The sequence below is a fragment of the uncultured Sphingomonas sp. genome (genome assembly GCF_913774285.1).
In the GTDB taxonomy this organism is placed as follows: domain Bacteria; phylum Pseudomonadota; class Alphaproteobacteria; order Sphingomonadales; family Sphingomonadaceae; genus Sphingomonas.
The window spans coordinates 120,752-146,286 of the sequence record NZ_CAJYHX010000008.1 but is presented as its reverse complement, the minus strand read 5'-3'; the positions used below and the strand labels follow the sequence as shown (position 1 = coordinate 146,286).

General features: G+C 67.6%; 30 protein-coding genes and 2 tRNA genes. 21 read left to right on the top strand and 11 right to left on the bottom strand.

What is annotated here, in order from left to right; genetic code table 11:
- Positions 1-230: 230 nt before the first annotated feature.
- The 13 genes from leuC (at position 231) to nadA (ending at position 10,397) form a co-directional block, all read left to right on the top strand.
- Positions 231-1,673 (top strand): 3-isopropylmalate dehydratase large subunit, encoded by a 1,443-nt coding sequence (leuC, locus tag QZ670_RS04445; RefSeq protein ID WP_294252577.1) that lies wholly within the window; start codon positions 231-233, stop codon positions 1,671-1,673.
- A 20-nt stretch (positions 1,674-1,693) separates the two neighbouring features.
- A complete protein-coding gene (locus QZ670_RS04440; RefSeq protein ID WP_157105662.1) occupies positions 1,694-1,834 on the top strand; it encodes a hypothetical protein in 141 nt (46 codons plus the stop codon).
- A 99-nt stretch (positions 1,835-1,933) separates the two neighbouring features.
- On the top strand, positions 1,934-2,563 hold the full coding sequence (gene leuD, locus QZ670_RS04435; protein WP_294252576.1) for a 3-isopropylmalate dehydratase small subunit: 630 nt from the start codon (positions 1,934-1,936) through the stop codon (positions 2,561-2,563).
- Positions 2,526-3,527 (top strand): NADPH:quinone oxidoreductase family protein, encoded by a 1,002-nt coding sequence (locus tag QZ670_RS04430; protein ID WP_294252575.1) that lies wholly within the window; start codon positions 2,526-2,528, stop codon positions 3,525-3,527. The genes leuD and QZ670_RS04430 overlap by 38 nt, the downstream gene beginning before the upstream one ends.
- Before the next feature lie 46 nt (positions 3,528-3,573).
- Positions 3,574-3,876 (top strand): hypothetical protein, encoded by a 303-nt coding sequence (locus QZ670_RS04425; RefSeq protein WP_294252574.1) that lies wholly within the window; start codon positions 3,574-3,576, stop codon positions 3,874-3,876.
- 120 nt (positions 3,877-3,996) lie between these two features.
- On the top strand, positions 3,997-4,320 hold the full coding sequence (locus QZ670_RS04420; protein ID WP_125972823.1) for a DUF1476 domain-containing protein: 324 nt from the start codon (positions 3,997-3,999) through the stop codon (positions 4,318-4,320).
- Between the two features lies 1 nt (position 4,321).
- Positions 4,322-4,561 carry a BolA family transcriptional regulator gene (locus tag QZ670_RS04415; RefSeq protein WP_084582176.1) on the top strand — a complete coding sequence of 80 codons (240 nt, stop codon included), beginning with the start codon at positions 4,322-4,324 and terminating at the stop codon, positions 4,559-4,561.
- 3 nt (positions 4,562-4,564) lie between these two features.
- Positions 4,565-4,897 (top strand): Grx4 family monothiol glutaredoxin, encoded by a 333-nt coding sequence (gene grxD, locus QZ670_RS04410; protein ID WP_084582175.1) that lies wholly within the window; start codon positions 4,565-4,567, stop codon positions 4,895-4,897.
- Between the two features lie 552 nt (positions 4,898-5,449).
- The gene (locus tag QZ670_RS04405; protein ID WP_126000786.1) at positions 5,450-5,818 is read left to right on the top strand and encodes a BlaI/MecI/CopY family transcriptional regulator; all 369 of its coding nucleotides are present in this window, start codon (positions 5,450-5,452) and stop codon (positions 5,816-5,818) included.
- Positions 5,815-7,482, top strand: a complete 1,668-nt coding sequence (locus tag QZ670_RS04400; RefSeq protein WP_294252573.1) for a M56 family metallopeptidase — start codon at positions 5,815-5,817, stop codon at positions 7,480-7,482. Before QZ670_RS04405 ends, QZ670_RS04400 begins: the two co-directional genes overlap by 4 nt.
- 148 nt (positions 7,483-7,630) lie before the next feature.
- Positions 7,631-8,497 (top strand): MBL fold metallo-hydrolase, encoded by an 867-nt coding sequence (locus QZ670_RS04395; RefSeq protein WP_294252572.1) that lies wholly within the window; start codon positions 7,631-7,633, stop codon positions 8,495-8,497.
- Between the two features lie 88 nt (positions 8,498-8,585).
- Entirely contained in the window at positions 8,586-9,344 is a 759-nt protein-coding gene (locus QZ670_RS04390; RefSeq protein WP_294252571.1) for a hypothetical protein, read from the top strand.
- Between the two features lie 51 nt (positions 9,345-9,395).
- Positions 9,396-10,397: a quinolinate synthase NadA gene (gene nadA, locus QZ670_RS04385; RefSeq protein ID WP_294252570.1), complete on the top strand. Its 1,002-nt coding sequence runs from the start codon at positions 9,396-9,398 to the stop codon at positions 10,395-10,397.
- Positions 10,398-10,401: 4 nt separating this feature from the next.
- Here nadA and QZ670_RS04380 read toward each other — a convergent pair whose 3' ends face one another.
- Positions 10,402-10,803, bottom strand: coding sequence for a helix-turn-helix transcriptional regulator (locus QZ670_RS04380; RefSeq protein WP_294252569.1), 402 nt, complete (start codon positions 10,801-10,803; stop codon positions 10,402-10,404).
- A gap of 145 nt (positions 10,804-10,948) precedes the next feature.
- Here QZ670_RS04380 and QZ670_RS04375 point away from each other — a divergent pair, with 145 nt between their 5' ends.
- Genes QZ670_RS04375 through QZ670_RS04365 form a run of 3 tightly spaced genes read left to right on the top strand, consistent with a single transcriptional unit; the run spans position 10,949 to position 13,511 of the window.
- Positions 10,949-11,911: a helix-turn-helix domain-containing protein gene (locus tag QZ670_RS04375; protein ID WP_294252568.1), complete on the top strand. Its 963-nt coding sequence runs from the start codon at positions 10,949-10,951 to the stop codon at positions 11,909-11,911.
- A gap of 32 nt (positions 11,912-11,943) precedes the next feature.
- The gene (gene nadC / locus QZ670_RS04370) at positions 11,944-12,789 is read left to right on the top strand and encodes a carboxylating nicotinate-nucleotide diphosphorylase (RefSeq protein ID WP_294252567.1); all 846 of its coding nucleotides are present in this window, start codon (positions 11,944-11,946) and stop codon (positions 12,787-12,789) included.
- Positions 12,790-12,800: 11 nt separating this feature from the next.
- Positions 12,801-13,511 carry a ribonuclease T gene (locus tag QZ670_RS04365; RefSeq protein ID WP_294252566.1) on the top strand — a complete coding sequence of 237 codons (711 nt, stop codon included), beginning with the start codon at positions 12,801-12,803 and terminating at the stop codon, positions 13,509-13,511.
- 135 nt (positions 13,512-13,646) lie between these two features.
- On the opposite strand, the gene QZ670_RS04360 is transcribed toward QZ670_RS04365, so the two are convergent.
- On the bottom strand, positions 13,647-14,066 hold the full coding sequence (locus QZ670_RS04360) for a DUF4112 domain-containing protein (RefSeq protein ID WP_294252565.1): 420 nt from the start codon (positions 14,064-14,066) through the stop codon (positions 13,647-13,649).
- A 7-nt stretch (positions 14,067-14,073) separates the two neighbouring features.
- Entirely contained in the window at positions 14,074-15,534 is a 1,461-nt protein-coding gene (locus QZ670_RS04355) for an ABC transporter substrate-binding protein (RefSeq protein ID WP_294252564.1), read from the bottom strand.
- Between the two features lie 101 nt (positions 15,535-15,635).
- Here QZ670_RS04355 and QZ670_RS04350 point away from each other — a divergent pair, with 101 nt between their 5' ends.
- Complete coding sequence (locus QZ670_RS04350; RefSeq protein WP_294252563.1) at positions 15,636-16,139, top strand: NUDIX domain-containing protein; 504 nt, start codon at positions 15,636-15,638, stop codon at positions 16,137-16,139.
- A 96-nt stretch (positions 16,140-16,235) separates the two neighbouring features.
- Here the strand turns inward: QZ670_RS04350 and QZ670_RS04345 are convergent.
- From QZ670_RS04345 to aroA, 5 genes are all read right to left on the bottom strand, one after another.
- A tRNA-Leu gene (locus QZ670_RS04345) sits at positions 16,236-16,322 on the bottom strand.
- A gap of 47 nt (positions 16,323-16,369) precedes the next feature.
- Entirely contained in the window at positions 16,370-16,648 is a 279-nt protein-coding gene (locus QZ670_RS04340; protein WP_066719245.1) for an integration host factor subunit beta, read from the bottom strand.
- A gap of 184 nt (positions 16,649-16,832) precedes the next feature.
- Positions 16,833-18,545: a 30S ribosomal protein S1 gene (rpsA, locus tag QZ670_RS04335; protein ID WP_294252562.1), complete on the bottom strand. Its 1,713-nt coding sequence runs from the start codon at positions 18,543-18,545 to the stop codon at positions 16,833-16,835.
- Positions 18,546-18,924: 379 nt separating this feature from the next.
- Positions 18,925-19,554, bottom strand: a complete 630-nt coding sequence (locus QZ670_RS04330; RefSeq protein WP_294252561.1) for a d(CMP) kinase — start codon at positions 19,552-19,554, stop codon at positions 18,925-18,927.
- Between the two features lie 58 nt (positions 19,555-19,612).
- A complete protein-coding gene (gene aroA, locus QZ670_RS04325; RefSeq protein ID WP_294252560.1) occupies positions 19,613-20,941 on the bottom strand; it encodes a 3-phosphoshikimate 1-carboxyvinyltransferase in 1,329 nt (442 codons plus the stop codon).
- A 104-nt stretch (positions 20,942-21,045) separates the two neighbouring features.
- On the opposite strand from aroA, the gene QZ670_RS04320 reads away from it, so the two are divergent.
- Together QZ670_RS04320 and QZ670_RS04315 are read left to right on the top strand one after the other, a co-directional pair.
- Positions 21,046-21,372: a TIGR02300 family protein gene (locus QZ670_RS04320; RefSeq protein WP_168844944.1), complete on the top strand. Its 327-nt coding sequence runs from the start codon at positions 21,046-21,048 to the stop codon at positions 21,370-21,372.
- An 82-nt stretch (positions 21,373-21,454) separates the two neighbouring features.
- A tRNA-Ala gene (locus tag QZ670_RS04315) sits at positions 21,455-21,530 on the top strand.
- A gap of 175 nt (positions 21,531-21,705) precedes the next feature.
- Here QZ670_RS04315 and QZ670_RS04310 read toward each other — a convergent pair.
- Positions 21,706-22,776, bottom strand: coding sequence for an alkene reductase (locus QZ670_RS04310; RefSeq protein WP_294252559.1), 1,071 nt, complete (start codon positions 22,774-22,776; stop codon positions 21,706-21,708).
- 29 nt (positions 22,777-22,805) lie between these two features.
- Entirely contained in the window at positions 22,806-23,279 is a 474-nt protein-coding gene (locus tag QZ670_RS04305) for an AtaL-like protein (RefSeq protein WP_294252558.1), read from the bottom strand.
- Positions 23,280-23,386: 107 nt separating this feature from the next.
- Here QZ670_RS04305 and QZ670_RS04300 point away from each other — a divergent pair, with 107 nt between their 5' ends.
- Positions 23,387-24,280, top strand: coding sequence for a LysR family transcriptional regulator (locus QZ670_RS04300; protein ID WP_294252557.1), 894 nt, complete (start codon positions 23,387-23,389; stop codon positions 24,278-24,280).
- A gap of 182 nt (positions 24,281-24,462) precedes the next feature.
- Positions 24,463-24,879, top strand: a complete 417-nt coding sequence (locus QZ670_RS04295; protein ID WP_294252556.1) for a flagellar biosynthesis protein FlgC — start codon at positions 24,463-24,465, stop codon at positions 24,877-24,879.
- A 106-nt stretch (positions 24,880-24,985) separates the two neighbouring features.
- On the opposite strand, the gene QZ670_RS04290 is transcribed toward QZ670_RS04295, so the two are convergent.
- Positions 24,986-25,411 carry an organic hydroperoxide resistance protein gene (locus QZ670_RS04290; protein ID WP_294252555.1) on the bottom strand — a complete coding sequence of 142 codons (426 nt, stop codon included), beginning with the start codon at positions 25,409-25,411 and terminating at the stop codon, positions 24,986-24,988.
- Between the last annotated feature and the right edge of the window lie 124 nt (positions 25,412-25,535).

Sequence of the window (25,535 nt, the reverse complement as noted above, 5' to 3'; positions counted from 1 at the left end):
CAAAATAGCCGTCATCCCCGCGAAGGCGGGGATCCATTGGCGCTGTTGCCGAGGCTCTTTCCCCAGCGCTCATGGCAATGGATTCCCGCCTTCGGGGGAATGACGAAGGATTTTTGGTGCTGCCGGTCCTTCGATCCACATCCTAAGCTTCCCGCCCAGGTGAGAATTAGGCGAGGCAGAAAATGTCCCCGAACCTTGCATCCACGCACGATTCGATTAAAGCGCCCGCCATGTCGAGTGAACCGCGCACCCTGTACGAGAAGATCTGGGCCGACCATGTCGTCGAGCGCCGGGACGATGGCACCTGCCTGATCTATATCGATCGGCACCTCGTCCACGAAGTCACCAGCCCGCAGGCCTTTGCCGGCCTCCGTGCGGCCGATCGCACGGTGCGCCGCCCCGACCTTACCCTCGCGGTGCCCGATCACAACCTGCCGACCACCCCGCGCGTCGATGCCGCCGGCAACCCGCTGCCGATCGCTGATCCGGCCAGCGCCGGCCAGCTCTCCGCGTTGCGCGGCAATGTCGCCGAGTTCGGCGTGCCCTATATCGATGCGCTCGATGCGCGGCAGGGGATCGTCCATGTCGTCGGGCCCGAACAGGGCTTCACGCTCCCCGGCACCACGCTGGTGTGCGGCGACAGCCACACCTCGGCGCACGGCGCGCTCGGCGCGCTGGCCTTCGGCATCGGCACCAGCGAGGTGGAGCATGTGCTCGCCACGCAGACGCTGCTGCTCAAGCAATCGAAGACGATGGAAGTCCGCGTCGACGGCACGCTCGGCCACGGGGTCAGCGCCAAGGACGTGGTGCTGGCGATCATCGGCAAGATCGGCGCGGCCGGCGGCACCGGCTATGTCATCGAATTCACCGGCGAGGTGATCCGCAACCTCTCGATCGAGGGGCGGCTGACCGTCTCCAACATGTCGATCGAGGGCGGCGCGCGTTCGGGCCTGATCGCGCCGGACGAGAAGACCTTCGCCTATCTCAAGGGCCGCCCGCTTGCCCCGACCGGCGAAGCCTGGGACCGCGCGGTCGCCTATTGGAAGACGCTGCCGACCGACAAGGGCGCGGTGTACGACAAGGTGGTGACGCTGGACGCGGCCGATATCGCGCCGTCGCTCACCTGGGGCACCAGCCCCGAGGACGTGGTGCCGATCACCGGCGTCGTGCCCGATCCGGAGAGCTTCGCCGATCCCTCGAAGCGCGCCGCCGCGCAGCGCTCGCTCGACTATATGGGTCTCACCCCCGGCACTGCGATGCAGGACATTCCGGTGGAGCACATCTTCATCGGATCGTGCACCAACAGCCGGATCGAGGATCTGCGCGCCGCTGCCGCGGTGGTGCAGGGCCGCAAGGTGGCCGACCGCATCCGCCAGGCGCTGATCGTGCCGGGCTCGGGGCTGGTTAAGCGCCAGGCCGAGGAGGAAGGGCTCGACCGGATCTTCCTGGAAGCGGGCTTCCAGTGGCGCGAGCCGGGCTGCTCGATGTGCCTGGCGATGAACCCGGACAAGGTTCCCGCTGGAGAACGTTGTGCTTCCACTTCGAATCGCAATTTCGTAGGACGCCAGGGCCCGGGATCGCGCACGCACCTCGTCTCGCCCGCAATGGCGGCGGCGGCGGCGGTGACCGGGCACCTGACGGACGTTCGCGAGTTGATGGCGGACCAGGCGTAATAGTGAAGGGGAGAGACGCCGTGAAAAAGGCGCTCGTCGCATTGATTGCCGGAACGATCCTGAGCGGTGTCGCCGCTGCCTATGCGGGTGCGTACCCGCGGCCGGAAACGCCGATCAAGACCATCCCGGCGCTCGAGCGGACTGTCGTCGCACCGCGCTGACGCGGGCGGCCGATTGCCGGAAATTCGGGATGGCCGCCGGCCATTCGTTAGGGAAGCTGTGTCCATGCATCTGAACACCGTGTCGGCGGAGCGCCGCTGATGGAGCCGATCCAGCAGGTTTCGGGTCGCGCCTATCCTTGGGGCGCCAAGAACATCGATACGGATATCATCATCCCCGCGCACTGGCTGAAGACCACGACGCGCGAGGGGCTGGGCAAGGGCGCCTTCGAAAGCGTGCGCGCGGAGCCGGGCAATCTGTTCGACGATCCGCGCTATGCGGGTGCGCCGATCCTGGTGGCGGGCGAGAATTTCGGCTGCGGCTCCAGCCGCGAGCATGCCGCCTGGGCGCTGGCCGACATGGGCATCAAGGCGGTGATCGCGCCGAGCTTCTCGGACATCTTCTCGGGCAACGCCTTCAAGAACGGCATCGTCACCGTGGTGTTGCCGCAGGAGGCGATCGACCGGCTGGTGCAGGTGGCGACCGTCAACAACATCACCGTCGACCTGGAGACGATGACCGTCACGACCGACTTCCAGGACCGCTTCGCCTTCGAGCTCGACCCGTTCCGCCGCGACTGCCTGATGCAGGGGCTGGACGAGATCGGCATGACGCTGGCACAAGATACCGCGATTTCGAAATTCGAATCCGCGGCTGCGCAGGAACGTCCGTGGATCGCTGTAGGAGGCGGACATGAAGGCGTTGCTGTCGAAGGCATCGGGCGGACCTGATACTCTAAGCCTGGAGGATGTGGCTGATCCCGTAGTGGGGAAAGGCCAGGTACTGGTCGGCGTGCACGCCTGCGCGATCAACTATCCCGACGTGCTGATCATCGAGGACAAGTACCAGTTCAAGCCGCCCCGGCCGTTCGCGCCGGGCGGCGAGATCGCCGGCGTGGTGGAAGCCGTCGGCGAAGGCGTGACCGACTGGGCGCCCGGCGACCGGGTGATCGCGGTGCCGGGCCATGGCGGGCTGGTCGAGAAGCTGGTGCTGAGCCCGGCGCAGCTCTACCGCCTGCCCGAGGGCCGCAGCTTCGAGGACGGCGCGGCGCTGCTGCTCACCTATGCGACGACGATCCATGCGCTGCTCGATCGCGGCAGGCTGACGGCGGGCCAGACGCTGCTGGTGCTGGGCGCGGCGGGCGGGGTCGGGCTCGCGGCGATCGAGCTGGGCAAGGCGTTCGGCGCGACGGTGGTGGCGGCGGTCTCCTCCGAGGAGAAGGCCGAGGCCGCGCGGGCGGCGGGGGCGGATGCGACGCTCGTCTATCCGCGCGGGGCCCTCGACAAGGAAGCGTCGAAGGCGCTGGCCGAGGCGTTCAAGGCGGCGGTCGGCCCCAGGGGCGCGGACGTGATCTACGATCCGGTCGGCGGCGACTATGCCGAGCCGGCGCTGCGCGCGATCGGCTGGGAGGGGCGCTATCTCGTGGTGGGCTTTCCGGCGGGTATTCCCAAGCTGCCGCTGAACCTCACGCTGCTCAAGAGCTGCGACGTGTGCGGCGTGTTCTGGGGCGCCTTCGCCGCGCGCGACCCGCAAGCCAACCGCGCGCATGTCGACACGCTGTTCCGGCTGTGGAGCGAGGGCAGGATCGCGCCGCGGGTGACGGAGGTGTTTCCGTTTGCGGAGGGCGGTGCGGCGATCGCCAAGATGGCGGCGCGGGCGGTAATCGGGAAGGTGGTGGTGCGGATCGGAGACTAGCCGGCGATGCGCTTTTCCCGAGGCTGCGACAGTGTTAAAAGGGCGCATGTCCTCGCCGGCCGTTGCTGATCGACCTCGCCGCGTCGGCGCTCAAATAACGCTCGGCGTGTTGCTGGGTCTATGGGCAAATGCGTTCGTTGCCGTTGTCACGGCGTCCGAGCGCTACGCACCGCAGCTTCATAGCTGGGCAGTATATTTTGTGCTTGCCGCGCTGTGTCTTGTTTCCGCGTTTCGTTGTGCGCGAGGCTGGAAACGCTGGCTCGCGTTGTTTTTCCTGGTCTTGCTGGCATGGTCTGCCGAGATTCCGCTCGAACGCAGTTTCTATTATGGTCAGTGGTGGGACTCTTAAGCGAGGCGCCAACTGCGGATTGGCGGTGACAGAAAGCTCCGTCGCCATCCGGAACCTCCCCCGTTGCCAGCGCCGCCCCGTCCTCCTATCTCGGGCCGGAGTTTTGCTAAGGGGCATGTAATGAGCACATTCGACGATCGCGAACGGGCGTTCGAGGCGAAGTTCGCGCGCGACGAGGATATGGCGTTCCGCATCACGGCGCGCCGCAACAAGCTGCTCGGCCAGTGGGCCGCCGCCAAGATGGGCCTCACGCCCGAAGAGACCGACGCCTATGCCAAGGCCGTCGTCCAGGCCGATTTCGAGGAAGCCGGCGACGAGGACGTGATCCGCAAGCTGCTCGGCGACATGCTCGCGGCGAATGTCGAGATCGACGACGCCACCGTGCGCCGCGCGATCGAGGAGCAGACCGTCGAGGCGCGCCGCCAGCTGATGGAATCCAAGTAACATGCCGATGGCCGCTGCCGAGATCGAGGCGCTGATCCGCGCCGGCATCCCCGACGCCCAGATCGAGATCACCGATCTCGCCGGCGACGGCGACCACTATGCAGCGCGGGTTGTCGCCCCCATGTTCCGGGGCATGCCGCGCGTGCGGCAACACCAGGCCGTCTATGCGGCGCTGGGTGGACGGATGGGCGGCGTGCTCCACGCGCTCCAGCTGACCACCGAAGCGACGCCCGAGGAGTAAGCAATGACCGACGATACCCAGGCCCGCATCCAGCAGCTGGTCGATGGCAGCGACGTGCTGCTGTTCATGAAGGGCAGCCCCCTGTTCCCCCAGTGCGGCTTTTCCAGCCGCGCCGTGGCGATCCTCAACCATCTCGGCGTCGAGTTCGACAGCGTCGACGTGCTGCAGGACCAGGGCGTCCGCCAGGGCATCAAGGCCTTTTCCGATTGGCCGACCATCCCCCAGCTCTATGTAAAGGGCGAGTTCGTCGGCGGTTCGGACATCATGATGGAAATGTACGAAAGCGGCGAGCTGACCCAGCTGATGGCCGACAAGGGCGTCGCGGCTTCGGCCTGACGCACCGGCTCGTACGGGTAATAGGGAAGGGCTCTCGCCGGCGGCGGGGGCCCTTTTCGTTTGTGGGGCACGCTCTCCGCCACCCGGTCGTCATTCCCGCGGAGGCGGGAATCCATTTGCCAGGACGCTTGGGACACGAGCCGGGACGGGCCCACCAATGGATCCCCGCCTTCGCGGGGATGACGATGGTGTGCGAGGTCGGCGCGGGATGAGGGTGGGCGTGGGCGCTGTGAAGGCGTGGACCCGGAAGAACCCCGGTGCGGGCGGGTCGATGGCCATGCCGGTGAACCATCGACCCGCCCTGAAGCGTCTTTGGGGGACGCTGGAGCATTTTTGGGGAATGCTCTGGGTGTCTCATGCTTTGCAGGGTGCGTGCCAGATTCCGGCCTGCACGGCGTTCCGCGGATTGCGATGGTGAAGCGCTGTTAACCGCGCTTCGCGGGTGTAAACTCTCCCGACGGTTTGGGGGCGACGACCTCCGGTTCATTCCGTATTCAGCGCCTTGACTACAGACGTAATCGAAGCGATTACACGCGTAGTCAGAGAGGGCGTATGACCGAACGAATCAGCGAAGCCGAACATGCGGTGATGGAAGTGCTCTGGGAAGAGTCGCCGCTCACCGCGCAGGAAGTGGCCGAGCGCGTGCCCGCCGACCGCGACTGGAGCGCCAACACGGTCAAGACGCTGCTCGGGCGGCTGCTCGCCAAGAACGTGATCGCGCATGAGGAGGAAGGGCGACGCTATCGCTACCGCCCGCTCGTCGCGCGCGGCGATTATGTCGTGGGCGAGTCGCGCAAGCTGATCGACCGGCTGTTCGGCGGCCGGCTGACGCCGCTGGTGGCGCATCTGGCGGAACGCGACGCCATCACCGACCAGGACATCGCTGAGATCGAAGCACTGCTCAAGGAGCTGAAGCAATGATCGGCTGGTGGATCGAGACGCTGTTGGCGAGCACGCTGCTGATGCTGCTCGCGCTCATGCTCCGTGGACCCGTGCGCCGCGCCTTCGGGCCGCAGTTCGCCTATGCATTGTGGGTGCTGCCCGCCGCGCGGATGCTGCTGCCGCCGCTGCCGGGGCAGTGGCATCTGAGCCAATGGCTCGCGCCGCTCACCCGCAGGATGGCCGAGGCGCCGGCAGTAGCGACGGGCGTGCTCAATCCCGAGAGGCTGCCGGCGGGAGTCGACCAGGGCGCGGTGCTCACCATCGATCTGAGCGCCGGCGGGCATCACATCCCCGCCGCGCTGGTCGCGCCGACGCCGGTGGCCGAGGGGCTCAACCTTACGCTGCTGGTGCTCGCGCTGTGGGCCGCCGGTGCGCTGCTGTTCCTCGCCTATCATCTCGTCGCGCACCGCCGCTTCTGTCGGCATCTGTTGTCGCGGGCGCGGGTGGATCGCACGGTGGCGCAGGGCCGCGTGCGGGTGATCGAAACCGATGCGGCGCACGGGCCGCTCGCCTTCGGCATCTTCCGCAAATATGTCGCCTTTCCGCGCGACTTTGCCGAGCGCTATGACGAGGTCGAACGCGATCTCGCGCTCGCCCACGAGCTTGGCCACCATCTGCGCGGCGACCTGATCGCCAATTGGGTCGCGCTGATCGTGCTGGCCGCCCATTGGTTCAATCCGGTCGCATGGCGGGCGTTCCGCGCCTTCCGCGCCGACCAGGAAATGGCCTGCGACGCCCTGGTGCTCGCCGGCCGCGCCCAGGCACTGCGCCATGCCTATGGCCGTGCGATCGTCAAGTCCGCGCATGGGGGCGCGGTCTCGGCGGCTTGTCACCTTCACACCATCAACGACGTCAAAGGGAGATTACGCATGCTCTCGATCCACCGGAAGCTTTCCCCCATCCGCATCGGCGCGGGGCTGGCCGGTATCACCACCGTCTCGCTTGCCGCGCTGGCGCTGACCGCCTCGGGCAGCCAGGCCGCCGAGCGTATCCGCAACAGCGTGGATGCCGCCGTGCATGGCCAGGACGTGCCGGTCGCCCCCGCTGCACCGGCGGCGCCGGCGGCACCACAGGCGGCGATCGCCCCGCATGCGCCCGTCGCGCCGCAGGCCGCGCCCGCACCGGTTGCGCCGCCGGCTCCGGCCGCGCCGGCGATGACCGGAGAGCCCGCGGGCAGGCATCATAGCCTGCGGACCGATCAGACGCTCGGCGACGGCAAGGGCATCAAGAAGATGGTGATCATCCAGCGCGACGGAAAGCGCCAGGAAATCACCATGCCCGACATGGCGGCGATCCAGGCAAGCATCCCGGAAATCCGCAGCGGCAAGTGCGGCAAGGGCACTGCGCCCACCGTCGAGCACCGTAGCGAGGGCAACAAGCAGGTGATGATCATCTGCAGCGACCGCATGGCCGCGATGCAAATGAACGCGAGCAAGATGGCCGCGTTCGACGCCGACCACGCCGCCGCGATGGCCGAGAACAGCAAGAAGATGGCGATGAACAGCGCGCTGATGAGCCTGCAGCATGCCCGCCGCACGATCGAGATCCAGTCGAGCCTGAGCCCTCAGCAGCGCGCCGAAGCGCTGAAGGGCATCGATGAGGCGCTCGCCGAACTGCGCGATGACGCCAAGGACGACGACTGAGTGTAGCACGCCGCCGCAACGTCTCACGGCGGCGTGCTCGGCGGGGCCGGCCTACTCCTTCGGGGCCGGTCCCGCTCCCCTGCGTCTTGCGTCCGGCGCCTTGCGCGAGCGCCTTGTCGTTGCGCGCCGAATGCCCAAATGGCGTGCCATGACCGATGACGCGCCCACGGGCCTCGCGATGACGCTCGAACGGCTGGTGACGCGGGTGCTTGCGAACAATCCTTCGCCCTTCACCAATACCGGCACGCAGACCTATCTGGTGGGCACCACCGACCTGGCGGTGATCGATCCCGGTCCCGACGACGCCGAGCATCTCGCCGCGCTGCTGGCGGCGATCCGCGGGCGCCCGGTGCGGGCGATCCTGTGCACCCACACCCATCGCGACCACAGCCCGGCCGCCCCGGCGCTGAAGGCGGCGACGAACGCGCCGATCATCGGCTGCGCACCGCTGGTGCTCGACGATGCCGGTCCGCGCGCGGATGCCGCGTTCGACACCGGCTATGCCCCCGATCGCGTGCTGGGTGACGGCGAGCAGGTGGCGGGGCAGGGCTGGACGCTCACCGCGGTGGCGACGCCCGGCCACACCTCCAACCATCTCTGCTTTGCGCTCGAGGAAAGCGGCGCGCTGTTCACCGGCGACCATGTGATGGGCTGGTCGACCACCGTGGTGGCGCCGCCCGACGGCAACATGGCGGCCTATATGGCCAGCCTCGAGACGCTGATGCTGCGCGCGCAGGACCGGATATATTATCCCGCGCACGGCGACCCGATCGAACGGCCGCAGCGCTTCGTGCGCGGGCTGGCCGGGCATCGCAAGCAGCGCGAGGGGCAGATCCTGCGGCTGCTGGCTGAGGGCGTCGACGCGGTGCCGGCGATGGTCGCGCGCATGTATGTCGGGCTCGATCCGCAGCTGCATGGCGCGGCGGGGCGATCGGTGCTGGCCCATCTGCTCGACCTCCAGGCGCGCGGCAGGGTGGCGTGCGCGGCAGATGCCTGGCGGCTGCTGCCCGAGTAACGATCCGAAGTGGGTATAGTAGAATTGCCCGTTATTGTGGAATGGTGGAAGTAGAGCTATTCTGCACCCAAATTGGAGGGGTGGGGAAATGGCAACGATTGCGCAGGCGCCGCCGCGGGTGCGCGCCGGGGATACGCGTTTCTTTCTGGTGATGGCGCTCGTGATGGGCGCGATCGATGTCGCCGGATTCTCGCTCAACCTGGCGGCGGGGCGATCGAGCTTCGCGGTGCCGCTGATCTTCCATGTCCATGCCTTCGTGTTTTTCGGCTGGATCGCGCTGTACATCGCGCAGACTCTGCTGGCCGATGGCGGAACGGTGGCGCTGCATCGCCGGCTGGGCTGGGTGGCGCTGTTCTGGGTGCCGCTGATGGTGCTGCTGGGCACGGTGATGACGGTGCTGTCGGTACAGCGCGGCGCGCCCTTCTTCTTCGATGTCCGCGAGTTCCTGATCAGCAACCCGCTGCAATTGCTGCTGTTCGCCGGTTTCGTCGGGGCGGCGCTGGTGCTGCGGCGGCAGACCAGCTGGCACCGCCGGCTGATGTTCTGCGGCATGGCGATCCTTACCGGTCCCGGTCTCGGGCGGCTGCTGCCGATGCCCCTGTTCATGCCCTATGCCTGGTGGGTGACGGTGGTCGCGGTGCTGGTGCTGCCGGTGATCGGCGCGATCGCCGACCACCGGCGCGCGGGACGTGTCCACCCTGCCTGGCTGTGGGGTATCGGGCTGACGCTGGCGGTGCAGCTGACCGCCGACGCGATCGCATTCAGCCCGGCGGGCACCGCTCTCGCCCGCAGCGTGATGGCCGGCACCGCTGGCGCGCATCGCCCGATACTGCCTGCCTTCCCTTGATCCCGCGGCCCGACCGGGCCATGTGGCGGGCGCACAACGGGAGTTTAGGGAATGGACGCGCGCAACGGCATCGGCGGCAGCCTGGCGGGACTCGATCTCCGCGCCGAGATCGAGCGGCTGCGCAAGGAGCGCAACGCGGTGATCCTCGCGCACTACTACCAGAAGCCCGAGCTGCAGGACCTGGCCGACTTCGTCGGCGACAGCCTCGACCTCAGCCGCAAGGCGGCGGAGACCGATGCGGACGTGATCGCGTTCTGTGGTGTGCGCTTCATGGCGGAGACCGCCAAGATCCTCTCGCCCGACAAGGTCGTCGTGCTGCCGGACATGGACGCCGGCTGCAGCCTGGAAGACAGCTGCCCGCCCGACCAGTTCGCGGCGTTCCGTGCGCAGCACCCCGATCACATCGCGCTGACCTATATCAACTGCTCGACCGAGGTGAAGGCGCTGAGCGACATCATTGTCACCAGCTCCTCCGCCGAGAAGATCCTCGCGCAGATCCCGGCGGACCAGAAGATCATTTTCGGCCCCGACCGCAACCTGGGCGGCTATCTCCAGCGCAAGACCGGGCGCGAGCTGCTGCTGTGGCCGGGCGTGTGCATCGTCCACGAGGCGTTCAGCGAGACCGAACTGCTCAAGCTCAAGGCCGAGCATCCCGGCGCGCCGATCGCCGCACACCCGGAATGTCCGGCCTATATCCTCGATCACGCCGATTATGTCGGCTCGACCAAGGGCATTCTCGATTTCTCCAAGACGATGCCCGGCGACACGCTGATCGTCGCGACCGAGCCGCATATCATCCACCAGATGCAGAAGGCGATGCCGGAGAAGAACTTCATCGGCGCGCCCGGTGCCGACGGCAACTGCAACTGCAACATCTGCCCGTACATGGCGCTCAACACGATGGAGAAGCTGTACCTCGCGCTGCGCGACCTCAGCCCCAAGATCGAGATCGAGGAAGGGCTGCGGGTGCGCGCGAAGAAAAGCCTCGACCGGATGCTCGAGCTGGCGAGCGGCACGGTGGGACAGGGCGACCTGGGACCGGTGCCGGCCTGATCGCCTAGGCCCGTCCGTCGGAAAGCAGCGCGGCGAGCCGCGCGGCCGTGCTCGCAATCCCGAGGTTGGGGATGCGCCGCCGCCGCGCCGAGGCCGCCGCCGGCGCTGCCCCGTGCTGGCGTTCGGCATGGCCGTCGCGGATCGCGACGAGGATCGGAGCTTCCGCGAGGTCTATCGCCCGCGCGACCGAGCGGGCAAAGCCGATTGCGTAGATCGGCGCCCCGCAGCGATCGAAGCGGGCGGATTCGAGCGCAATCAGATGGTTGCGGCCGATGCAGGTGCGATCGGCGAGCTGTTCGAGCGACCAGCCCAGCGCCTCGCGCCGGTCGCGTAGTGCGGCTGCGGCTTCCGTCCAGCGCTCTGGCCAGAGGCCCGGCCCATTTTCCGGCAGCATTCCCTGTTTCATTTTGATACAGCGACCTCAGCTACGTCGACCAGCCCATTGATCTGGGCTAGTAACGATTCGCTACTTTCGGCGTACTCATTCTGAGTGGGGCGAATGAGGACTTGTGTTATCTTTGCCGCTGGGGCCGATTTTGCCGATGCAGGATATGATCCGATCCGCGCCTGTCGTCGATCGCAAGCACATGGCGATGCCACATGGTCGGCTGATCGTGCGGTTGATCGCGGCGCTGGAAACGACGATGATCGCGGCCGGCGTCCGCGCGCTCGACGGCGATCTGGATCGGGCGATCATCTTCATGGTGGTGGCACGCGCGAGTGAAATGCTGTCGCCGCACGGCGCCGGCCATGCCCGCCGCGACGGGCGCGGCGCCAAGGCGATCAGCATCAATGCGCTCGCCGCGTCGCTCGGCCGCCCGTTCGAGACGATGCGGCGGCATATCCACGCGCTCTGCGCGGCGGGCCTGTGCGTGCGCGGCCCGGCCGGAGTGACGGTGCCCGAGGCGGTGCATGCCCGCCCCGAAATCGTCGCGCTGTTCCGCGGCAACCACGATGCGCTGGTCGCGATGGTCGAGGAGATGCGCAGCTTTGGCGTCGCCCTGCCGGAGACGCGCGCGCATCTCGGCTATGACTGGCATACCGGACTCGCCGCCGCGCATGACGTGCTGCTGACCGGCATCGAATTCCACGCCCACCGCTTCCAGTCCTGGACCGATCTGGTGCTGGCCAACGCGATCCTGTGCGCCAATGCGCGACCGCTCAGCGAAAATCGCGATCTCGCGCTCGCCTATGCCGAATTCGGCACGCCGCCGCCGGATGGTCTGTGCCAGCCGGTCTCGACCGGATCGGTGGCACGGGCGCTGGGCCTGCCGCCGTCGACTGCCCACCGCCGCGTGGCCGCGATGATCGAAGCCGGCTTCCTTGCCCGCCGCGCGCGCGGCGTGGTGCTCACCGAAAAGGCGCTGACCGATCCCGAGCGGATCGAGGAACACCGGACGAGCATGCTCCACGTCCGCCAGATCCTGATCCGCCTGGCAGCCGGCGGCTTCCGCTTCGACCAGCCCGCCGCCAACTATCTCGACGGACGTCCGGCGCCGCTACAGATCGCGTAGACGCGCGCGGCCGGGGATTCTACAGCCCGGCCATGACCTTCGCGCTTCCTGGTTTCGATTGCGACTCGTTCGTCCGCGCCACGCTGGCCGAGGATCTCGGCAGCGGCGGCGACATCACCGCTGCGGCGGTGATCCCCGCCGAGGCGCGCTTCGAAGGCGTGATGGACAGCCGCGATCCGATCACCGTAGCCGGGCTGCCGATCGCCGAAGCCTTTTTCCGTGCGCTCGACCCCGAGGTGGAACTGGAACGCCTGGTCGAGGACGGCGCGCAGGTCGCTTCCGGCACCGCGCTGCTCCGGCTGCGGGGCAAGGCCCGGGCGATGCTCACCGCCGAGCGCTCGGCGCTCAACACCGTCCAGCATCTCAGCGGCATCGCGACGATGACGCGCAGCTATGTCGATGCGATCGCCGGCACCGGTGCGACGCTGCTCGACACCCGCAAGACGCTGCCCGGCCTGCGCGTGCTCGAAAAATACGCAACCCGCATGGGCGGTGCGACCAACCACCGCATGGGCCTGTGGGATGCGGCGATGATCAAGGACAACCATGTCGCGGTTGCCGGATCGGTCGAGGCTGCGGTGGCGCGCGCGGTGGCGGCAGGGATCGAACGGATCATCGTCGAGGTCGATCGGATCGACCAGATCGAACCCGCGCTCGACGCCGGGGCGACGCATCTGTTGCTCGACAATATGGGCCCGGCGCTGCTCCGCGAGGCGGTGGCGCTGGTCGCCGGGCGTGTGCCGACCGAGGCTTCGGGCGGGGTGCGGCTCGATACGATCCGCCCGATCGCCGAGAGCGGCGTCACCTATGTCAGCGTCGGCCGGCTGACCCAGTCGGCCCCGGCGGCCGATGTCGGCCTCGATTTCGCACATATTTGAGGGAGACGGCGATGAAGGCGATTCTGGCAGGCTTGGGCGTCATTGCAGCGCTGTTGCCGGGAGCGGCGCTCGCGCAGGCGCAGATGTGCATGGCACCGAACAAGGTCGAGCGGCCGCTGCCCGATCTGCCCAGCGCCAAGGAGCCGCAGCGCATCCTGCCGATCGGCAGCTACACGCTGGCGCTGACCTGGGCGCCGGGCTTCTGCCGTGCGCATGGCGACGAGCCCGGCAAGACCTTCCAGTGCGGCGGCCAGAACCGCTTCGGCTTCACCCTGCACGGGCTTTGGCCGGATGGGCGCGGCAAGCTGTGGCCGCAATATTGCAAGGCGACGCCGATCCTGCCGCCCGCGTTGATCCGCAAGACGATGTGCGCGACGCCTTCCGAGCAGCTGATCCAGCACGAATGGGCGAAGCACGGCACCTGCATGAAAACGACGCCCGAGGCCTATTTCCAGCGCTCGACGAGCATGTATCGGGCGATCCGCTACCCCGACATGGAGGCACTGTCGCGCGATCCGCTGACGGTGGGTGCGTTCAAGCAGGCCTTTGCCGCGAAGAACCGCGCGATCCCGGCGAGTGCGATCCGGGTGACCACGACGCGCGAGGGCTGGCTCGACGAGCTCTGGCTCTGTCTCGACACCCGCTTCCGCTACCGCCGTTGCGAGGCGGGAACGGGCGGCGCTGCGGACGACGCCGCGCTGAAGATCTGGCGGGGTCGGTGAAGCAAACCTTCTAAGCCCCTCCTCTTCAGGGGAGGGGTTTGGGATGGGGTAGTGTTTCGCAAAGACCAACCTCTGTTCTGGAATCCCTGCACCCCAACCCCTCCTCCAAGGAGGAGGGGCTTATTGCTGCAGACGTCACCCGTCGATCACCACGCTCGCCGGGTGGTGCTTGTCGAGATAGCGCTTGATCAGCCGCACGTTGCGAGTGTTCGAGCGGAAAAAGAAGTCCGGCACCGCGCCGACGAACGGGATCATCCCCAGCGCCCAGTCGACGCCGATATTGCCCGCCATCCGCGCGATGGTGCGCTTGGGCATGCCGAGGTTGCGCGCCTCCCAGGCGAGATAGGCGCCCATCGCCGCGGCGACGCTGGGACCCACCGCAGGGACGAAATCGAGCAGCACGTCCAGACCCACCTTGCGGCGGGTGCCGGGGATCGTCACCATACCTTCCAGCAAATGCTCCATCGCCTCGATCCGCTGGCGCACCGCCGCGGCATCGGTGCCGATCGGCAGCCTCTGTGCGAAACCCTCGTTCAACCGTGTCGCCCGTGCCATCCTGCCCTCACTGCTTGCGCAGATGGTTCAACGGGTGCCAGGCGCGCGCGTTCCCCTGCCAGCTGGACAGCCGCAGCGCGACGATCGACCAGCGCAGCGGCTGGGCAATCGGCAGGAAGGCAACGTCGCTGGCGAGCATCGCATCCGCCTCGGCGATGCGATGGGTGCGGTTGTACAGATCGGGCGCGTCGCGCGCTGCTGCGATCAGCGTCGCGGTGTCATCCGAACAGGCGCGGCAGGCTTTCGCCAGATACCAGCGGCCGCTGTCATAGGGCGCCACCTCGTCGACCAGCTCCAGATCCGCGCGTGGGTCGCCCAGCCCCACGCGGTGCGGGGTAAGCCCGATCGCGATCATCGAGGCGGCGAGATGGCCCCAGAGCAGGGTGCCGCCCGCGCCGGAGGGGAGGGCGAGGATGATGTCGACCGGCCCGCGATGCACCGCCTGCCATTCGCGCACACGCTGGCTGGCGAGCGTGCGGCGCTGGTCCGGCGCGATCGTCATCCAGCTGCCGGGGGCGGGCGGCGCGGCCGAATCCATCTGCGCGGGCAGGACCGTCTCGGCCGGGGACCAATCGGACGCGATCGCTTTGGTCAGCGCGCCGCGATCGATCGCCATCGCGATGGCCGCGCGGTTCTGCGGCGTGGAGAGGAAGCCGTCGCGGTGCAGCACTGCCAGCCCGAACAGCCCGACCGCGGAATCGATTCGGACATTCTCCGGCGCGATGCCCGCCGCGTCGACGATCGGCCAGTCGACCAGCGACCCGCCGAGCACCAGATCGGACGCGCCGGCGCGGAAGCGGGCGATGGCGGCCGCCGCACGTTCGCCGCGCAGGCGGACATATTCCTGCGGGGCGGGGGTGGCCTTGGGGTCGTCGCCCGGCTCCTCGGCGGGGCGGAGCAGCAGCCCGTCGCGCTTGCCCGCCACGATGCGGAACGGCCCCGATCCGGCGAAATTGCGCCCGCGGAAGACCGCCATTTCCGGTTGTGCGAACAAGTTGAGCAGATCGGGGCGGGGGCTCTTCAGCCGTACTTCGATCACCTGCGGCGTCATCTCGACGATCTCGTCGATCACGGCAAGATAAGGCTCGAGACGGCTCCGGCTGTTCGCCGCCACCGCGCGGCGCAGCACCCGCACGATCTCGCCCGCCGTGACCGGCTGGCCATCGGGCCAGGTCGCTTCGCCCAGGCGGAAGATATAGCTGCGCGCATCGTCGAACACCGCCCAGCGTTCGGCGAGCGCCGGCTCGATCTGACCGGCGCGATCGAAGCGGACCAGCCCCTGCGCCGTCGCCGAGAGCGCAACCGCCTGTGCGGTGTCGATCGCGATAGCGCTGGGATCGACCAGCAGCGTCTCGTTGCCGATCGCACTGACCACCACCGGCGTCGTGTCCTTGCGCTGCCCCGTCTGCCCGCCGCACGCAGTGGCGGTGAGCAGCAGGGCGATCACGGGCAGGCGCAGGCGTGGCATCGGCGGGTCCCTGGCGACGAAACCCAAGCTCTATGGGAGCGAGCCCTTGCTGCCAACCCCGGTGGGTTCCGCGAGCGCGTTCGGGCGCCTATCAGACTGATATGGCATCGAATCGGCTCCGCTCGCATCCGGCCGTGGCGTCGGCGATCGCGCTGGCGCTGCGCGGCTATCTGGCGGCGCGGACGGTGGGCTGGTTCGTCACTCGGCCGCAGACACGCGGGGTGCGGGCGATCGCGCTGACGCCCGCGGGGCAGGTGATCCTCGTCCGCCACAGCTATATCCAGGGCTGGCACCTGCCGGGCGGCGGGCATGAGAGCGGCGAGACCGCCGAGCAGGCGGTGCTGCGCGAACTCCGCGAAGAGGCCGGCATGGTATCGCATGGGGCGTTGCGCGTGCTCGGCACGCTGCAACATCGCCCCAATTTCCGCCGCGACACGGTGACGCTGGCGCTGGTCGAGCAGGTCGACTTCGCCTTTCGCCCGTCGCTCGAGATCGTCGAGGCGCGCGCCTTCGATCTCGATGCACTGCCCGCAGACGTCGCTGCCGGCACCGTTCGTCGACTGGTCGAATGGCGCGAGGGGCGCCCTGTGGCGAGGGACTGGTAGCGCGGGCGTTCGCCCCGCAACAGGGATGCGACAAGGCCCGGGCGCCGGCTGCGATGCCGGTACCCGGGCCTTGTCAGCATCGGCTCACCGCCATGCTGGTGCGGACGGCGGGACTCGAACCCGCACGCCTCGAAAGGCAGAAGATTTTAAGTCTCCGGCGTCTACCGGTTCCGCCACGTCCGCGTGGGCGGCAGGCAAGACGCTGCCGCACGCCGCGTGTCAAGCGCGCATCACATGTTGAGGCGGATGCGCATCTCTTTGCCGGGCTTGAAATAGGGGACGCGCTTGGCGTCCACTTCCACGGACTCGCCGGTCCGCGGGTTGCGACCGACGCGTGCATCGCGCGCGCGGGTCGAAAATGCACCGAAGCCGCGCAGTTCCACGCGACCATCTTCGCTCAGCCGGCCGACAATCTCGTCGAAGAAGATCGACACGATCTTTTCGACTTCCCGGACAGAAAGGCCGGGATTTTCCTGCACCAGCAATTGAACCAACTCAGACCGGATCATCCGGGCCCCTCCCTTGGCGAAACGCGCCCCCCAATGGCCGCGCAACGGCTATCCCCAAGGAAACCTTAGCGCTTTTTCCCAATCTGCAGCAACCAGAAGATGTGGTTGACGCTGTCCTAAAATCAAAAAAGAAGGGCCCGGGAGCCGCTTGCACGGCGCCCGAGCCCCTCTTCAGGTCGCAAAATTAGTTGTTCTGGCTGCGGGCCTTGAGGGCCTCACCCAGAATGTCGCCCAGCGACGCGCCCGAGTCGGACGAGCCATACTGCTGCACGGCCTGCTTCTCTTCGGCGATCTGCATCGCCTTGACCGAGAAGGTCGGCTTCTTCGAACGGTCGAAGCCGGTGACCATCGCGTCGAACTTCTGGCCGACCTGGAAGCGCTCCGGACGCTGCTCGTCGCGGTCGCGGCCGAGGTCGGTGCGCTTGATGAAGCCGGTCGCGCCATCGTCGCCAACCTGCACCTCGAGGCCCGCGTCGCGGACTTCGAGAACGGTGACGGTGACGATCGAGTTCTTGCCGAGGCGATCCGCACCACCGGTCGAACCGGCAGCGGCGACGCCGCCACGCTCGAGCTGCTTCATGCCGAGCGAGATGCGCTCCTTGTCGGCTTCGACGGCCAGAACGATCGCGGTGACGGTCTCGCCCTTGCGGTGCAGGGCCAGCGCGTCTTCACCCGAGATGCCCCAGGCGATGTCGGACATGTGGACCATGCCGTCGACGTCGTTGTCCAGGCCGATGAACAGGCCGAACTCGGTGGCGTTCTTGACTTCGCCCTCGACGGTCGAACCGACCGGGTGCTCTTCGGCGAACTTTTCCCACGGGTTCTGCTGGGCCTGCTTGAGGCCGAGCGAGATGCGGCGCTTTTCCTGATCGACCTCGAGGACGACCACATCGACTTCCTGCGAGGTCGACACGATCTTGCCCGGGTGGACGTTCTTCTTGGTCCAGCTCATTTCCGAGACGTGGACCAGGCCTTCGATGCCCGGCTCCAGCTCGACGAACGCGCCGTATTCGGTGATGTTGGTCACGCGGCCCGAGAGCTTCGCGCCGACCGGGTACTTCACGCTCGCGCCATCCCACGGATCGCTCTCGAGCTGCTTCATGCCCAGCGAGATGCGCTGCGTGTCACGGTTGATGCGGATGATCTGAACGCGGACGGTGTCGCCGATGTTCAGCACTTCCGACGGGTGGTTGACGCGCTTGTAGCTCAGGTCGGTGACGTGCAGCAGGCCGTCGATGCCGCCCAGGTCGACGAACGCACCGTAATCGGTGATGTTCTTGACGACGCCGTCGATCACCTGGCCCTCGGCGAGGCTCTGGATCAGGCCCGAGCGCTGCTCGGCGCGGGTTTCCTCGAGCACCGCGCGACGCGACACGACGATGTTGCCGCGCTTGCGGTCCATCTTGAGGATCTGGAAGGGCTGGGCGATGTCCATCAGCGGGGTGACGTCGCGCACCGGACGGATGTCGACCTGGCTGCCCGGCAGGAAGGCCACAGCGCCGTTGAGGTCGACGGTGAAGCCGCCCTTGACGCGGCCGAAGATGACGCCTTCGACGCGGGTGTTCTGGGCGAATTCCGCCTCGAGCTTGTCCCAGGCGGCTTCGCGGCGGGCGCGGTCGCGGCTGAGCATCGCTTCGCCGTTCGCGTTCTCGACGCGATCGACATAAACTTCGACTTCGTCGCCGACCTTGAGGTCCGCCTTCTGGCCGGGGGCTGCGAACTCGCGCAGCGGCACGCGGCCTTCGGACTTGAGACCCACGTCGATGACGGCGAGGTCGTTCTCGATGCCGGTGACGGTGCCGATCACAACGCGGCCTTCAAAGCCGTCCGCCTGACCGAAGGTTTCGTCGAGCAGTGCCGCGAAATCGTCGCGGGATGGGGTTGCCGTAGTGGCCATAAAAAAGTGGTTCCTAACGTTCGTTTTTTCCGGCCAACCGGTTGGATCCGGCGGTCTTGTGGGCCAGAAATGCCGCGGCGGCCGAATGCCGGTCGCGACATCCTTTGCACGGGTGCAGGCAGGGGACGGCCAGACGCGCCGAAACGCGAAAAGGGCGCATGGAAGCAAGGCTCCCAGCGCCGTCCCCCACGAGCACCCGCCCGCAGGATGCGCGCGCCATACTGCGGATGGGGCGGAAAGGCAAGGTTTTCGGGGGGGCGGGCCTACTTAGCCCCTCCTCCATGGAGGAGGGGTTGGGGGTGGAGGGATTCCAGAACCTGCGTTGGCCTCTATCGAGACACAGCCCCACCCCAACCCCTCCCCCCCGAGGGGGAGGCGCTTAAGCGGTCGCCACCCGCTTCTTCTCGACGATCTCGATCGCCCGCTGCACCGCCGCGTCGATCGAAAGGAAGCTGGTATCCAGCGTCACAGCGTCGGGGGCTTGTACCAGCGGCGCCTCGCTGCGCTTCGAGTCGCGCTCGTCGCGGGCGCGGATGTCGGCGAGCACCTTGTCGAGGCTGACGTTGATGCCGTTCTTGCGCAGCTCCAGATGCCGGCGCTGGGCGCGGATCATCGGGGTCGCCTTCACGAACAGCTTCACCTCCGCGTCGGGCGCGATCACCGTGCCGATGTCGCGGCCATCGAGCAGCGCACCGCCGGGTTGCTGGGCGAAGCGTTTCTGCCGGGCGAGCAGCGCCGCGCGCACCATCGGATGCGCGGAGACGATCGAGGCGGTCTGGCCGACCTCGTCGGTGCGCAGGAAGGGATCGGCGAGCAGCGCGTCGTCGAACCCGCAGGCGGCGACGGCATCGGCTTCCTTGGTGGGATCCAGCCCTTCGCGCAGTACCGTTGCGGCGACGGCACGATAGAGCAGGCCGGTATCAAGATGCGGCAAGTTGTACTGGCGGGCGAGGGCGCGCGCGATGGTGCCCTTGCCCGAAGCTGCCGGGCCGTCGACTGCGATAATCATGCGGTTTCCTTGCGAGGCGTGCGCCGTGCGTCAAGGGACTTGCCGTGAACTTGTCGCATTAGCTGTGAGTCAGTGCGTCCAGTGTGGCGAAGAAGTTCGGATAGCTGGTTGCCACCGGCGCGACGTCGTCGATCGCGGTCGGCTGTTCGGCGGCGAGCGCGGCGACGGTCATGCTCATCGCGATGCGATGATCGAGCAGCGTCGCGACCTTGCCCCCGCCGGCCAGCGGTGCGCCGGCCGAACCCTGGATGGCGAGTCCGTCCTCAAACTCCTCGGTCACGACGCCGCAGGCTTCGAGCGCGGTGCGCATCGCGGCGATCCGGTCCGATTCCTTGACGCGCAGTTCGTGCGCGCCCCGGGCGACGGTGCGACCTTCGGCAAGCGCGGCGGCGACGAACAGCACCGGATATTCGTCGATCATGCTCGGCGCGAGATCGGCGGGCACTTCGATCGCCTTGAGCGGCGCGTGGCGGACGACCAAATCCGCGACCGGCTCGCCGCCAACGGTGCGGGCGTTGGTTTCGGCGATGTCGGCGCCCATCATTCGCAGCGCCGTGATCAGCCCGGTGCGCGTCGGGTTCATGCAGACGTTGGCGATGGTGATTTCCGATCCCGGCACGATCGAGGCGGCGACCATCCAGAAGCCGGCGGAGGAGGGGTCGCCCGGCACGACGATGTGTTGGGGCTTGAGTTCGGCCTCGCCCCTGATCGAGATGATCTTGCCGTCGGGGCCGTCCTCGACGGTTAGCTCGGCGCCGAAGCCGCGCAGCATCCGCTCGCTATGGTCGCGGGTGGGGACGGGCTCGATCACACGCGTGATGCCGGGCGTGTTGAGGCCGGCGAGCAGGACCGCCGACTTCACCTGCGCCGAGGCGACCGGCAGGGTATATTCGATCGGCACCGCCGGGCACATGCCGCGGAGCATCAGCGGCAGGCGGCCGCCGGGGCTGGCGGTGATCTCGGCACCCATCTGGCTCAGCGGCTCGATGACGCGGCCCATCGGGCGGCCCGATAGTGACGCGTCGCCGGTGAAGGTGGCGGTGATGCCGTGGCTGGCGACCAGGCCCATTAGCAGGCGGGTCGAGGTGCCGCTATTGCCCATGTCGAGCGCCTGGGCGGGCTGCTGCAGCCCGCCGACGCCGACGCCCTGGACCCGCCACGTACCGTCGGCGCCGCGCTCCACCTGCGCGCCCATCGCCCGCATCGCCGCAGCGGTGGCGAGCACGTCCTCGCCCTCCAGCAGGCCTTCGATCCGGCTTTCACCGACGGCGAGCGCGGAAAACATGATCGCGCGGTGGCTGATCGACTTGTCGCCGGGAACGGTAACGGTGCCGCGCAGCGGACCACGGGCGGCGAGGGTGAGAGGGCGGGGATCGGTGTTCGACATGGGCGCGGCTTTGACAGGCGGCTTGCAGCATGGCAAGGCGCGCCCCACTTTCCGGGATCACATCCCGAAATCTCCGAACACAGCGAAAGGCGAAGAGGCAACACATGGTGAAGCCGGAATGGGGCACCAAGCGCAGCTGCCCGAAGTGCGGTACGCGCTTCTATGATCTGACCAAGGACGAGCCGGTCACCTGCATCAACTGCGGTTTCGCCTGGGAGCCTGAGCCCATCCTGAAGTCGAAGCAGCCGCTGCCGTTCGAGGCAGTGAAGGCCAATGCCGACAAGCCGGAAGCCGAGGATTCGGATCTGGTGGGCGATGACGATCTGGACATCGGGGCGGACGACGAGGAGCCCTCGCCGGACGACGACGTTGATCTGGGCGGCGACGACGACCTGGGCGTCGAGACCGTCAGCGACGACGACGAGCAGTAAGCTCGAAAAAATTTGGCAAGCGCGAAAAAGGCGCTTGCCAACCCCGCAAGGCCCTTATAGAGGGGCCGCCTTCCCGGGGAATGGGGCCGTAGCTCAGCTGGGAGAGCGTCGCAATGGCATTGCGAAGGTCAGGGGTTCGATCCCCCTCGGCTCCACCATTTCCCCGGAATTTCCGATCTGAAAACCGCCCTTCGGGGCCCCGCCGCCGCCTTGGCCGCGTTGTTTTGCTCGGGACTGCATGCGTCGATCGAGGCGCTTGCTACATCCAGATTCTTCCGAGTATTTGGGCTGAAAAGCCGGCGGGCGAGCCATAGGCTGCACCCGCCTTTCCCTTCATCCTGCGTCGAGCGTCGGATAGTCCGTATACCCCTCCGCACCGCCGCCCGCGTAGAATAGCGCCGGGCGTACCGAATTGAACGCATCCCCGCGCTTCAACCGCTCGACCAGGTCCGGATTGGCCAGCGCCAGCACGCCCAATGCTTCCACGTCGGCGAGTCCGGCCGCCACATCCGCCCCGATTCGGTCGCGCTGCCGACCGGGGCGGTTGAGCACCAGCGTGCCGCGGAACCGCTCGCGCAGCGCGGCGAGCAGCGGATCCTCGCCGCGGACGAACAGCAGGTGCAGATAGGCGAGGCCCATCGTGTCAAACTCGGTCGCCAGATAGCGGTAGAGATCGTCGTTGCCGGCCCCCTCCGCGATGCCGCCGGTCGGGACGCCGGGCGACAGCCGGATCGCGGTGCGTTCGGGGCCGATCGCATCGGCGACGGCGCGCACCACCTCGATCGCGAAGCGCGCGCGATTCTCCATCGATCCACCATATCGGTCGCTGCGCCGGTTGGCGTCGGTGGCAAGGAACTGGTGCACCAGATAGCCATTGGCGCCGTGAATCTCGACGCCGTCGGCACCGGCTTGGATCGCGCGTTTCGCGGCGTGTGCGAAGTCGGCGACGGTCTGCTCCACTTCTGTAGTGGTCAGCGCGCGCGGTTCGGGGATCGGCCGCATGCCGCCCAGGGTGAACATGTCCTCGCCCGGCGCGATCGCCGAGGGGGCGACCGGCTGGCGATGGTGCGGTGTATTGTCGGGATGCGCGCGGCGGCCGACATGCATCAGCTGGAGGAAGATCCGCGCGCCGGCGGCGTGGGCGGCATCGGTCACCGTCCGCCAGCCGGCAACATGGGCATCGGTGTAGATGCCGGGCGTGGCGAGATAGCCTTGGCCATCGTCCGAAGGCTGGGTGCCTTCGGTGATCAGCAGCCCCAAGCCGGCGCGCTGGGTGTAATAGAGCGGCGCGAGGTCGCCGGGGGTGCCGTCGGGCTTGGCGCGGCTGCGCGTCATCGGCGCCATGGCCAGCCGGTGCGGGAGCTGCAGCGTGCTGGTGGCGAGCGGGGTCCAGATGTCGGTCACGTGGTGTCTCCTTGCGGGCGAAGAGGTGATCAGAGGCGGCCGTCGGCCAGCAGTTCGCGGGTGCGCTCGAGCGTGGAGAGCAGGGCGGCCTTGTAGCCGCGCTCGCTGTCGAAGCTGGCCTGCTCGGCCTGTTCCTCGGGGCCGCCAGGTGCGCGGTCGCGCAGGCCGAGGTGGCAATAGAAGCGCAGCTGGAGCGCGCCGTCCGGGTCCTCGAACAGTTCGTTGACGATCGCGCCTTCCCGCGGGCCGGTCGCCTGGAAGAAGGTGATCTTGCGCTTCGGCTCCAGCACGATGATCTCGCGCAGATCGGCGCCGGCGATGGTCGCCTCGCGGACGAAATGGGTGGCGCTCTCCTCGGTCACGTCGCAGCCGGTGCACAGACCTTCGGGGAGGAACAGGCGGGCGTCGCGCGCCTTGGCTTCCAGACCCTTCCACACCTGATCGCGGGTGAGTGGGGTTTCGCCGGCGGGGTTCACCGGGACGGTGGCGGTCGAATAGATCATGGCGGAGGTCCTTTGCTGGCCGTTGCTTGGCTGACCCCAAAATTAGTGATCCGCAGGCGATCCAATAGACGCTATATATGGACGCAGTGTCTCGTAGGTGGAACGATATGGATCTGTTGGCGCTCGCCGATTTCAACCTCGTTGCCCGGCATGGCGGCTTCGGCAAGGCGGCGCGGGCGACTGGCCGGCCCAAGGCGACGCTGTCGCGGCGTGTTGCCGAGCTGGAGGCGGCGCTGGCTCTGCGATTGTTCGAGCGCGGCGCCCGCAACCTCCAGCTGACCGAGGAAGGCAGGGCGTTGTTCGCGCGCACCGGCCAACTGCTCACCGAACTGGAGGAAACGACGGCGGCAATTGCCTCGGGTGGCGATCGTCCGCGCGGGCGCCTGCGGATCAGCGCGCCGTTGCTGTTCTCCCAGGCGGCGATGGGCAAGATCGCAGCCGGCTTTGCGCTGACCTATCCCGAGGTGCGGCCGGAAATCATCGTCGAGGATCGCGCTGTCGACATGGTCGAAGAATCCTATGACCTCGTGATCCGCGTCAATCCGCAGCCGGATGTTGCTCTGGTCGGCCGCGCCTTCCTTCACGATCGGCAGGTGGTGGTTGCAGCGCCCGGGTTGGCGCGGCCGGCGTCGGGAGAGACGGTACCGGCGCTGGTGCGCGGGGCGCTGGGCGGCTCAGAGGTGTGGAAGCTGGCAACGCCCGACGGCCCCGTTGAACTGCCGGTGGCACCGGTGCTGGCCATGTCGTCGAACATGATGCTGCGCGACGCGGTGCGGATGGGAGTCGGCGCGGCACGGCTGCCGCTGTCGCTGGTAAGCGGCGACATCGCCAGCGGCCGTCTCGTCCATTGGGGCGATCTTGCCGGCGCGGCGGTGGCGTTATGGGCGCTGTATCCGTCGCGGCGACTGCTGAGCGCGCGAGTGTCGGCGTTCCTCGACTATCTGAAGGCGGCCTTCCCCAACGGTACGCCGGAGGAACTGGCCGCGTTCCTCGAGGGCTGACCTGCGACAAAACGCACCGGCCATTCCGCAGCCGATCGTGCATGCTGCGTGCGCTACAGGATCGCCAAGGGTCCGGAGCGGGCGCGGCAGCTGTGGCTGTTGTTGAGTCTGCGGGCAGTTAAGCATGTTCGGCAACCGCTCGTTCACATACTGCTGCGACACTGGCGCATCGGAGTAGCGCCATGATCGCCACCAACATTGCCCTATCGGGGGTCCAGGCCAGCGTTACGCGCATCAACGTCAGCGCGCAGAACGTCGCCAACGCCAATACCACTGGCGAGACCGCCAAGGCGGTGACGGCGGCGAATGCGATCGGCAAGACGATCAACCATGCCTATCAGCCGATCGCGATCTACCAGGCCGCGGCCGCGGCGGGCGGCGTCAATGCCAAGCCGGTGCCGACGGTGCCGGGCACGGGGCCCCGCTACGATCCGGAATCGCAGGATGCCGATGAGGATGGGAACATCGAGGCGCCAGACGTCGATTTCGCCAGCGAGGATGTCGAGCAGCGCAAGGCGCTGTTCTCGTTTCGCGCGAACCTTTCGGTGATCAAGACCGAGGACCGGATGATGGGCTCGCTGCTGGACATGCGGGTCTAAGGAGGGGCGGCCCGCTTCTCAATCGTCCTTCCCGCGAAAGCGGGAACGACGGAGTAGAGTGCCCTGGGGGATAACCCTCTCCCCGGAGGGAGAGGGCATCGCGTGATCACGCCAGCGTCAGTCCGACATTCACATTGCCGCGGGTCGCGTTGGAATACGGGCACACCTGGTGCGCGGCGTCGACCAGCTTCTGCGCTTCCTCGCGGTCGAGGCCGGGCAGGGTGACCAGCAGATCGGCGGTGATGCCGAAGCCGCCTTCCGAACGCGGGCCGATGCCGACCGTCGCGGTCACCGTCGTCTCCGCCGGGACCTTGATCTTCATGCCTGCGCCGACCGCCTTGAGCGCGCCGATGAAGCAGGCCGAATAGCCCGCCGCGAACAGCTGCTCCGGATTGGTGCCGTCGCCGCCCGCGCCGCCCAGTTCCTTCGGGGTGGAGAGCTTTACGTTGAGAACGCCGTCCTCCGACCGTGCGCTGCCGTCACGACCGCCGGTTGCAGTAGCCTTGGTGGTGTACTTCACATCGACCGACATCGGATGTCTCCTTATTAATGTAGCGACAATCGTTATCGCGATAATGGATAGATAGGCGAGGTTGTCCCTCTTGTCCAGAGAATTATTTATCGCGATATATGTTTCGTCCCGCCACAGTTCGGCG